Source organism: Frankia sp. AiPs1, assembly GCF_023716945.1.
Taxonomy (GTDB): Bacteria; Actinomycetota; Actinomycetes; order Frankiales; family Frankiaceae; genus Frankia.
Genome location: NZ_JAMQQF010000198.1, coordinates 1 through 9,855, shown reverse-complemented (window position 1 = coordinate 9,855; position 9,855 = coordinate 1). Strand labels below are relative to the sequence as shown.

The window sequence follows — 9,855 nt, the reverse complement described above, 5'->3', positions numbered from 1 at the left end:
CCTCGGCGTCGATCGCCGCGCCGCCGGTGTGCACCCGCAGCAGGCCGGGACGGCGCGGCTGCGGGCCCGGCAGGGCGTAGAGCCGGTACCGGGGCAGGGTGCGGTCGTGCCGCAGCAGCACCGCGCCGAGCCGGGTCAGCTCGCCGTTCAGCGGTAGCCCACTCATGTGCGCGCCGACCACGGCGAGGTCGAGGAAGCCGGCCGGTGTGACCGTTCGGCGGGGCGGGTCCGTTCGGCGGGGCGGGTCCGACCGGGCCAGGGCGTGGCCGGTGGCGCCGACCGGCAGGCCCGTCCGGGCGTGCAGGCGCGACGCGAGGTCCGCGAGGAACTCGTCCTGGCCCGCGGGGGCGATGAGGGTCAGCCCGTGCGGGAGTCCGTCGGCGAAGCCGACCGGGACCGCGATGGCGGCCAGATCGAGCAGGTTGACGAAGGTGGTGTACCGGCCGAGCCGGCCGTTCAGGCCGATCGGGTCGGCCTGAACGGCCTCGACCGGGTAGGTCGTGGGCACGGTCGGCAGGACCAGGACGTCGATGTCCCGCCAGATCTCGTCGGCCTGACGGCGCAGTGCGCGCAACTGGGTCAGACCTCGGAACGTCTCCACCCCGGTAATCGACGCACCCGGCTCGAGCACGGTGCGGATGACCGGGTGCACCTCGTCCGGCCGGGCGGTCACGAACTCTCCGACCGAGGCGAACCGCTCCGCCAGCCAGGGCCCGCTGTACAGCAGCGCCCCCGCGGCCAGGAACGGTGCCAGGTCGATCTCGCCGGTCCGCGCGCCGGCGTCGCGGATCAGTCGCAGCCCGTCCTGGTAGACCGCTCGGGCCCCCCGGTCACCGAAGAAGGTGAGCTGCTCCGGCCTGGCCACCCCGACCCGTAGCCCGTGTGGGGGGTGCGGCGGATGGTCGTTGTTCCCGCCCGCCCCCTGCTCGGGCGGGAACAACGAAGCCGCCGGGGCCGCATCCGGGGTCGGCGCGGGGCCCGGCGGGGGCATGAGGGGCAGCCGGCGCGAGTAGGGGTCGGCGGCGTCGTAGCCGTTCATGACCGACAGGGCCAGGCGCGCATCCGCCACGCTGAGGGCGAAGACGCTCAGGCAGTCCAACGACCGGCAGGCCGGGACCAGACCGCGGGTGCTCACCAGGCCGCGGGAGGGCTTGAGCCCGACGACGTTGGTCAGCGCCGCCGGCACCCGGCCGGAGCCCGCGGTGTCGGTGCCGACCGCGAAGGTCACGAGGCCGACCGCGACCGCGACGCCGGAGCCGGAACTCGACCCGCCGGCGATCAGAGTCGGGTCGAACGGCGACACCGGCGTGCCGTAGGGCGAGCGTGCCCCGGACAGGCCGGTCGCGAACTGGTCGAGGTTCGTCTTGCCCACGCAGATGGCCCCGGCGGCGAGCAGCGCGGCGACGGCCGGGGCGTCCTGTGTCGGCTCGTAGGCGAAACCCGGGCAACCGGCCGTGGTCGGGAGTCCGGCGACGTCGACGTTGTCCTTGACGGCGAAGGGCAGCCCGAACAGGGCAGGCAGGTCCGGTGCCGCGGCTGCCAGCCCGGCGGGGTCATCGCCTGGCCCGGCCCTGTTGCCCGTACTGCCGCTGTGGCCGGTGCTGCTCCTGTTGCCCGCGCTGCTCCTGTTGCCGGTGCTGCCTGTGTTGCCCGCTTGGTCTGCGCTATCCGGGTTGTCTGTGTGGCCCGCGGGGGCCACGGCGGCGGTGGGAGCCGGGGGTGGTCCGAACAGGGCATCCCGTTGCGCGTCCAGGGCTGCAGCCTGGGCCAGCGCCTGCGCCCGGGGGAATCTCGAGATCCACACCGCGTCGTCCCCGCGGGTCTCGATCCGATCGTAGACGGCGGCGATCACCTCGGTCACCCGCAGCCGGCCGCTGCGGTACCCCGACCGAAGCACCGCTGCCTGCAGATTCAGGGCCTGCAGATTCGGCGCCTGCGGACTCGGGGCCTGCAGATTGGGGGGCTGCCGATTCGGGGCCTGCAGATCTGGCGCCTGGAGATTCGGCGTCGGCAGATCCGGCACCCCCAGGTCCGGGGCGGGGCTGGTCGGATCGGGGTGGTCGGGTCCCGACTCGGCGGGGGGTGGTGCCGAGGCCGTACTGGTCGGATCGGGGGAGGGAGCGTCGATGACCATGGAGTGAGACGGGGCTCAGACCGCGGCGGTGGCCGCGGTGACCGCCGTACGCACCGCATCCGAGGTCGCCACCGAGCCGAAGACGCCACCCTGCATCGTCACCATGTGCAGCGCGGCCGCGTGGTTGCTGGGATCCGTGGCTCCGGTGCAGTCCGACAGCAGCAGGCACTCGTACCCGCGGTCGTTGGCGTCCCGCATCGTCGTGTGAACGCACACGTCGGTGGTGATCCCAGTGAGGATGATGTGGGTGATGCCGTGCCGGCGCAGCACGAGGTCCAGGTCGGTCGCGTAGAACGAGCCCTTGCCCGGCTTGTCGATCACGACTTCGCCCGGCAGCGGCGCGACCTCGGGCACGATCTCCCAGCCGGGCTCGCCGCGGGTGAGGATCCGCCCACGCGGGCCCCGATCCCCGATGCCCGCGCCGATCCGCTTCGAGCGCCACAGTTTGTTCGGCGGGCAGTCAGACAGGTCCGGGCGGTGCCCCTCCCGGGTGTGCACGATGAGGAAGCCCAGCGGGCGCAGCGCGGCCAGCAGCGCCGCGGTCGGAGCGAGGCCGGCGCGGGTCAGCCCGAGGTCGTAGCCCATCGCGTCCACGTAACCGCCCGGACCGCAGAAGTCGACCTGCCAGTCGATGTTGATGACCGCGGTCGTCGCCGGGCTGAACGATCCGTCGTAGGGCCAGGCGTAGGGGTTCGCGACGACAGGCCCGATCCGCAGGTCTCCGGCGGCGGCCAGCCGGTCGGGATTCGGCAGGGGCGGTCCAGCCGTGACGGCGGGCCGGATCGCGCCGGTGAGGACTCCGATGTTTGCCGGGGCTTCGGTGCTTGCCGGGGCTTCGGTGCTTGCAGGGACATCGGTGCTTGCCGGGACATCGGGGTCCAGACCAGTGGGGGCTGAGGTTGCGGTGGTCATGACGGTCCTCCTCGTGCGAGCCGACGATGATCGGTCGTGCTGGTGGGCGTCTGCCGCCTGCGCGGTCAGCTCCTGATCCCCGAGGCGCGGCTGCGGTTGAGCACCATCTGGGTGATCGCCCGGGCCGCCCGCTTCTCGACGACGTCCATGGACTCGCCGACGTGCTGGCGCAGGGCGGCGACGCTGCCCTCGAGATCGCCGGCGAGGACCCGCTCGACGATCCCGAGATGCTGGCTGATCGTCAGATGGACCCGGTCGGCGGTGACGAAGTCGTGCATTCGAACGGGGCGGATCCGAGCATTTATTGCGTCCAACATGTGGGCGAGTTCTGCGTTTCCCGACGCCCGGCTGAGGGTGATGTGGAAATCCTCGTCCAGGACGACGAAAGCGGGATCGGGGGCAGGCTGATCGTCGCGCAGGGCGCGCCAGGCATCCCGCAACGGCTCGAGCACCGCCGGGTCGTGCGCGGTGCCGGACTCCACCGCGCGCTGCAGCCCGCGCAGCTCCAACGTGACCCGGATCTCGTAGAGGTCGCGCAGGGCGCCGAGGTCGGGCTCAGCCGGGTAGTAGCCGCCATCCGGCCGCTTCTCCACCAGGCCGTCGCCGGCCAGCCGGGTCAGGGCCTCCCGGACGGGGGTGCGCGAGACTCCGAGCAGGGCCGCGAGGCGTTCCTCGGCCAGCCGGTCCCGAAAGGAGAACTCCCCGGACATCAGCCGTCGACGCAGTGCAACATATGCCTGGTCGCGAAGGTTGCCGGCGGCGGTGGACCTCGGGGTCGGCGACGGAGTCATACAGCCGAGCATCCGACATCGACGTCGACGGTGCGCCACCCCCCTCGGCCGGGCCGCCGCCCGGCAGCGATCGGCGACCGTCCCCGGCCGGTCGCCGGAGGCGATCGCGCCAGGATTCTCGCCCCTGTTGCATACTGCGCTGTATACAGAGCCGTGTACATGCATTGGACGGTAAGGATTCGACTGTTTCCGATCAATGCGCTCATTGTTACTTTCCGGCGACGAGGATTGCGGACGCGTTAACGGCCGTCCGTGGACGGTTCGGACGACGGGCGAGACGGAGGCTGACGCAGTGGTGGACGTCGGGTCGATGCGTGAAACGGGGGAGGCCGTAGTGCCGGAGACGGCGGCGGCTCGGCCGGCTGGGGCGCCCGGCACGGCTGGGGCGCCCGGCACGGCTGGGATGGCCGGGTTGGCCGGCACGGCTGGGGTGGCTGGGGTGGTGCCACCCGTCGTGCTCGTGCACGGCACGGCGACGACCGGGGCGGTATGGCGGCACGTGCGTCGAGAGCTCGGTGACCGGCCGGTGCAGGCCCCGGACCGGCCGTCCACCGGGAACCTGGCCGCGGAGCTGGCGGCGTTGCGGCCGCTGCTCGACGGCGCCGTCTACGGCGGGGTGAGCGGCGGTGCGACGCTGGGACTGGCGATCCTCGCCGCCGGCGTGCCCCTGGCGGGTGCCGTGCTGCACGAGCCGGCTGTGGGGTCGCTGCTGCCCGGGCTGCTCGCGCCGATGGCCGCCGCGTTCGCGCAGGGCGGCGTGGTCCCCTTCGCTCGCGCGCTGTACGGGCCCGCATGGAGCCCCGCCGACGCGCCCGCCGACCCGGACGCGGTCGTTCGGGACCTGGCGATGTTCCTGGACTTCGAGCCGCGGCCCCTGCCGGCGCGCACCTGTCCGACAATCATCACGGTGGGAGCGGACTCGCCGCCCGTGCGCCACCGTGCCGCGCTGCTCCTGCGGGAGAAGCTGGGGCTGGCGGTCCGGGTCGTGCCCGGCTGCGGACACGCCGCGCACCTGGAGGCACCGGCCGCCTTCGCCCGCCTGCTCCAGGGTGTCCACCTTGCCTCAGCGGCCGAGTCGGCGCCTGCTTCCTGCGGGTAATCCGGCTCCGACCACGGATTGCCCGCGCCGGAGACGGGGGCAACGCAGTAAACCGTGCCATGGCATCCGCAATTCGTCCGACCGGGCGCGGGCGCCGGCACGGCGCTCAGGCTTACCTACCGGTAGACGTATTGCGCCGGGAAAGCCGGCCGAGCGCCGCGATTTCCACCTCGTGGTCCGGGGGTGGCTGGCGGGGTCGTGCCGATCAGCGCTCGACGTGGTGCGGCGGAAGATCGGCGAGGAGTCGCTCGATGTCCGGATCGTCTTCCTCGGACAATGACTCGTCACCCCATCCGATCTCCCGTTCGTCGTCGAACGAGTCGTCGTCGCGCGGCTCAGTGGCGCCCATGATCTTCCCCTCGTGTGGCGCGGCCTGTTCGTTGCCGCTGTCCCGGTCCGGCGATCGCGGCCGGGGCGGCAGGTCGGTGCTGAATCGATTGCCGACGGATGACACTGCGTCGGCGCGGACTGGTTAGACGGGAGCCGTTGTTCGACCCGGCGCCCGGGCCGGTCACCCGCCAGGGCCGGCTGCTGCAATGCCGCCCAGGGGGCGCGAGGCCCGGATCCGAGCGGGATGGTGGCCACCCGGATCCGGGCCGCGCGCCGACGGTCAATCTACGCCGCCGGAACCATCACGGGCGGGTGGCGGCGTGGTCAGGGCGTGCCCGATCACCTCGACGACGAGCCGCAGGGTGGCCCTGCTGCCCGCCAGAAATGCGTCCGTCTCCCGTTGCGACCAGGCGGAAGCGACGATCCCGGGCTCCGGCATCCGGACGTCCAGGACCGCCCGGATGGACGCCCGGTAGCGGCTCACCGTGATCGGCGGATCCCCGATCGGATCCTCGTCGTAGTCCTCATCGCGGTCTAACAGCGCCCCGACCTCATCGGCGCGGCGTGGCGTGGGGGGCATCGGTTTCCTCCTCCGTCAATTTGCTACGCAGCAAAATAGACCCTAGCGAGGTTCTTGGGGAAGAGCAAAGTGGTTACGATGTTCCGCGTGGACGACGGTGAGCAGTTGGTCGGCATCGGGGACATCGCGTTCCAACTCAAGATCACTCGCCAGGCGGTGGACTACTGGACGCGCAAGGACTCCCGGTTTCCGGCACCCTTGCAGGTCATCAACGCGCCGACGGGTAGTGGTGCCAAAGGCACCAGAGTTTGGCGCAAGCGAGAGGTAGACGCCTGGATCGTGGAGCACTATCGACGACGCAAACAGTAGGCGGTGTGTCTGGCCCGACGGCACGGGCGCGTGACCCGATCCGGAGTCCATCCGGATCGGCGCCCGCCGCTGTCGTCAGCCTCGTCGGCGCATGCCGTCCGGAGGCGAACGGAAATGCCTGGCAGCCGTGCTGAATCGCACTATCAGCGCATTTCGGGGAGCTGTACGAAACGGAACGTCCGCTCCCATCCCGGTTCATCGGTGCGCGGTGCTCCGACCTGAGCGGAGCGCTGGTCGCCGGTCACCACCGTGGGGAAGGCCGGTCGGGTAGGCGCGGGACGTCCGTCTGCGTGCCACCCATGCCGGCTGCTCGGCCGCGGGACTGCGACCGTCGCGTCCCGTCGTACGGCCTCGTCGGAACCGGCATCGGTCAAGGTGCCGCTCTGTCCTGGCCGTCTGTTGCCCGGACGCCCAGGGCGGTGCGGTGCGTCCGGTCCGGACCGGCGCCGGAAAGCGGACAGAAGGTGCCGCAACGCGCCGTCAAGACGTCGGAGCCGACGCCGAGGGTCCGTGCGGGGTCGTCGGCTTGATGCGCGGGAAGCGGGATGCGCGGTCCTGTGGGATGGCGCGGTCCTAACCGGATGGCGCGCTACTCACGGGATGGCGCGGTCCTAACCGGAAGGCGCGGTCCTGTGGGATGTGTGTGGCCCATCGGGGCGGGCAGAGCCGTCGCTGTTCCGCGCATGCCGAAGGCGTCCAGGGCTGAGAGCGCCCGGACGCCTTCGGCAGACGGTGAACGTGTTTCGGTCGGTCAGGCCGCCGCGGTACTGGAGGCCGTGCTCGCCGTCGAGGGCGCCGACGAGGACGAGCCGCTGTTCGCCGTGGCGGGCGAGGACGACTCGGAGCTGGACGACGAGTCGCTTGCGCCGGCGGTGCTGGTGGCGTTGGCGCTCGCGGCGTCCGCGGTGTCCTTCGGGCGTTGCTGCGTGGAACCGCCGGCGGAGCTCGACCGGCTGTCGTTCTTGTAGAAGCCGCTGCCCTTGAACACCACGCCCACCGAACCGAACACTTTGCGAAGTCGTCCGGCGCAGGTCGGGCACTCCGTCAGTGACGCTTCGCTGAAGCTTTGCACGACTTCAAGGTCACGTCCGCAGTCGGTGCAGCGGTACTGGTAGGTAGGCACGTACTCCTCCCGGAGCTGGCACTCAGAAGTGGCGACTGCCAACTTTAGCTCGTGGACGGCCCCAGATGTTCCCGGGTGCCGTCAGTCGGTTCGCACCGTAGCGTACGACTTGGCGTGACGATGATCTTCACGCTGCGATCGTGCTCCTCCGTCGGGACGAGATCGAGCAGTTCCTGGTCGTACAGCACGGCAATCACGGGGACGTCGGGCGCGACCCGGCGCAGCGCGCGGTCGTACGAGCCGCCGCCCCGGCCGAGCCGCCGCCCCGCCCGATCGACGGCGAGCGCCGGAATGATCACAGTGTCGGCCGCGGAAAGGTCCCCCGCGGGTGCCGCCGCGGGTGGCTCCCGGGTGCCCAGGGCGCCCGGGATCAGCGTGCCGGCGTACTCGCGGAAGTCGAGGTCCAGATCGGCGCGCACCACCGGCAGCAACACCCGGGTGCCGCGGGCGAACAGCCGAGCCAGCAGGTCGGCGAGATCGGGCTCGCCGGGCAGCCCCACGTAGGCCGCGACGCACCGGGCGTCGGTGACCTCGGGGATCTGCAGGATCCGCGTCGCCAACGCCGCCGTCTCCGCCGGCGACCAGGGCTCGTGGCGCAGGGCCAGCGAGGCTCGTCGCTGGGCGAGCAGCCGCGTGCGCAGCCGTTGCTTGGCGGCGCCGCCCGGCGCGGCGTCACCGACCGGCGCGGCGTCACCGGCCGATCCGAGCACCGCGCCGGCCACTGGCCGGGGGGGCCACCGGGCCGGCGTCCCGGCGGCGGGCGTCTCCCACGGGTGATCGGGTGGTGGGTGTTTTCCCTGCACGTGCACAGCCTCCCGCAGGTCGGCATCACGGGGGCGGTTGCCGGGGCCGTGACGCGCGGGCGGGTGACGTCGTGGCCGCGCCGGTGGCGGCCGGCACCCGGTCGGGTACCGCCCGAGCTGTGCATCGCCCGTGCAGGCGCCCGCCGCAGTGCCCGTGCACTTCGACCCGGCTAAGGTTTGCCCATGCCAGTGACGAAGGCGGTTATTCCGGCCGCGGGTCTGGGCACTCGCTTCCTGCCGGCCACGAAGGCGGTGCCCAAGGAGATGCTGCCGGTCGTCGACAGGCCGGCTATCGAATACGTTGTCGAGGAGGCCTCTCGGGTCGGCCTGCGGGACGTCCTCCTTGTCACCAGCCGTACCAAGAAGGCGATCGAGGACCATTTCGATCGAGATGCGGACATCGAGGCGGCGCTGGAGCGTAAGGGCGACGAGACCCGCCTGCGTCGGGTCCGCGCGTCGGCGGAGCTGGCCGAGGTGCACTCGGTCCGCCAGGCCTCGCCGCGGGGGCTCGGTCACGCCGTCCTGTGCGCAGCCGCGCACGTGGGCGACGAGCCCTTCGCCGTCCTGCTCGGTGACGATCTCATCGACGAGCGTGACCCGCTGCTGGCGGAGATGCTCGCGGTGCAGGCCCGCTTCGGCGGCAGCGTCATCGCGCTGATGGAGGTCCCGCAGGAGCAGGTCTCGATGTACGGCGTCGCCACCGTGGAGTCCGTCCGCACCGGACCGGACGACCGGTACGGGATCGTGCGCATCCTGGACCTGGTGGAGAAGCCGCCGGTCGAGGAGGCGCCGAGCAACCTGGCGATCATCGGCCGCTACGTCCTGGCTCCGGAGATCTTCGAGGTGCTCCGGCACACCGAGCCCGGGCGGGGCGGGGAGATCCAGATCACCGACGCGCTGCGGACGCTGGCGCTGCGCGCGGCGGCCGGCGGCGCGGACGCCCAGCCGGTGCACGGCGTGGTCTTCACGGGCCGGCGCTACGACACCGGGGACCGGGTCGACTACCTCAAGGCGGTCATCCGGCTGGCCTGTGAGCGGGCCGATCTTGGTCCCGATCTCTATCCGTGGCTCGAGGAGTACGTCGCCGCCGGCGGACCCAAGGGATATTTGTCCTAATTGGCGGTTTTTCTCCGCTCATCGCCCCCTCATCAATCTGGTTGCATTCGTCTAACCTTGACGCTTCCGGTGTGGGCAGAAACGCTCCCGGGATCGACCTGCGCGCGATCGGCGCGCAGGTCGGGCGTGGATCGGCGGACATCGACGGGTGCGTGGCGCCCGCCCGGCCGCCGGTGCAGTGAAGGTGTCCGGGCTCCGATGGCCGTAGCCCGGATGATGTCGGCCGGGCACGCCGGGCCGACATCGAAGGGCAACAGGAACGGGGACGGGCGCCCATGACGACGGTGGATGAACACCTGGAGCGGATTCTCGCGGAGGTGGCGCCGACCCGCCCCCGGCGCGCCGGGCTGGAGCAGGCCCACGGCTGCGTGCTCGCCGCGGACGTCCGGGCCACGGTGGCCCTGCCCAGCTTCGACAACTCGGCCATGGACGGCTACGCCGTGCGGGCCGCCGACGTCGCCACGGCCACCGAGGACGCCCCCACCGTCCTCCCCGTCGTCGGTGACATCCCGGCCGGGCCCGGCACGCCGGCGCCGCTGGAACCCGGCACGGCAGTGCGGATCATGACCGGTGCCCCGCTGCCCCGCGGCGCGGACGCCGTGGTCCAGCTCGAGTGGACCGACGGCGGCCGCGAGTCGGTCGCGGTCCGCCAGCCCGC

At 72.1% G+C, this 9,855-nt stretch carries 10 protein-coding genes and 1 pseudogene; 4 read left to right on the top strand and 7 right to left on the bottom strand.

The window, feature by feature from the left end:
• The 3 genes from ND748_RS17480 to ND748_RS17470 all read right to left on the bottom strand — a co-directional run.
• On the bottom strand, nucleotides 1–1,897 hold a 1,897-nt coding region (locus tag ND748_RS17480; protein ID WP_374215953.1), incomplete at its 3' end, for an allophanate hydrolase.
• Between the two features lie 252 nt (nucleotides 1,898–2,149).
• Nucleotides 2,150–3,046, bottom strand: a complete 897-nt coding sequence (locus ND748_RS17475; RefSeq protein WP_308205651.1) for an isochorismatase family protein — start codon at nucleotides 3,044–3,046, stop codon at nucleotides 2,150–2,152.
• A gap of 65 nt (nucleotides 3,047–3,111) precedes the next feature.
• Nucleotides 3,112–3,837: a GntR family transcriptional regulator gene (locus tag ND748_RS17470; RefSeq protein WP_251746864.1), complete on the bottom strand. Its 726-nt coding sequence runs from the start codon at nucleotides 3,835–3,837 to the stop codon at nucleotides 3,112–3,114.
• A gap of 439 nt (nucleotides 3,838–4,276) precedes the next feature.
• Between ND748_RS17470 and ND748_RS17465 the strand changes: the two genes are divergently transcribed.
• Nucleotides 4,277–4,936, top strand: coding sequence for an alpha/beta fold hydrolase (locus ND748_RS17465; protein WP_251746863.1), 660 nt, complete (start codon nucleotides 4,277–4,279; stop codon nucleotides 4,934–4,936).
• Nucleotides 4,937–5,141: 205 nt separating this feature from the next.
• On the opposite strand, the gene ND748_RS17460 is transcribed toward ND748_RS17465, so the two are convergent.
• Nucleotides 5,142–5,285: a hypothetical protein gene (locus ND748_RS17460; RefSeq protein ID WP_009741885.1), complete on the bottom strand. Its 144-nt coding sequence runs from the start codon at nucleotides 5,283–5,285 to the stop codon at nucleotides 5,142–5,144.
• 261 nt (nucleotides 5,286–5,546) lie between these two features.
• Nucleotides 5,547–5,846, bottom strand: coding sequence for a hypothetical protein (locus tag ND748_RS17455; RefSeq protein ID WP_251746862.1), 300 nt, complete (start codon nucleotides 5,844–5,846; stop codon nucleotides 5,547–5,549).
• 78 nt (nucleotides 5,847–5,924) lie between these two features.
• On the opposite strand from ND748_RS17455, the gene ND748_RS17450 reads away from it, so the two are divergent.
• Complete coding sequence (locus ND748_RS17450; RefSeq protein WP_173402713.1) at nucleotides 5,925–6,155, top strand: hypothetical protein; 231 nt, start codon at nucleotides 5,925–5,927, stop codon at nucleotides 6,153–6,155.
• 751 nt (nucleotides 6,156–6,906) lie between these two features.
• On the opposite strand, the gene ND748_RS35075 is transcribed toward ND748_RS17450, so the two are convergent.
• Together ND748_RS35075 and ND748_RS17440 are read right to left on the bottom strand one after the other, a co-directional pair.
• Nucleotides 6,907–7,278, bottom strand: coding sequence for an FmdB family zinc ribbon protein (locus tag ND748_RS35075; RefSeq protein ID WP_374215952.1), 372 nt, complete (start codon nucleotides 7,276–7,278; stop codon nucleotides 6,907–6,909).
• 44 nt (nucleotides 7,279–7,322) lie between these two features.
• Nucleotides 7,323–8,081, bottom strand: a complete 759-nt coding sequence (locus tag ND748_RS17440; protein ID WP_251746861.1) for a 5-formyltetrahydrofolate cyclo-ligase — start codon at nucleotides 8,079–8,081, stop codon at nucleotides 7,323–7,325.
• 183 nt (nucleotides 8,082–8,264) lie between these two features.
• On the opposite strand from ND748_RS17440, the gene galU reads away from it, so the two are divergent.
• Nucleotides 8,265–9,197, top strand: coding sequence for a UTP--glucose-1-phosphate uridylyltransferase GalU (gene galU, locus ND748_RS17435; protein ID WP_251746860.1), 933 nt, complete (start codon nucleotides 8,265–8,267; stop codon nucleotides 9,195–9,197).
• A gap of 275 nt (nucleotides 9,198–9,472) precedes the next feature.
• Nucleotides 9,473–9,855: pseudogene (locus ND748_RS17430) on the top strand (molybdopterin molybdenumtransferase MoeA); the annotation flags it as partial.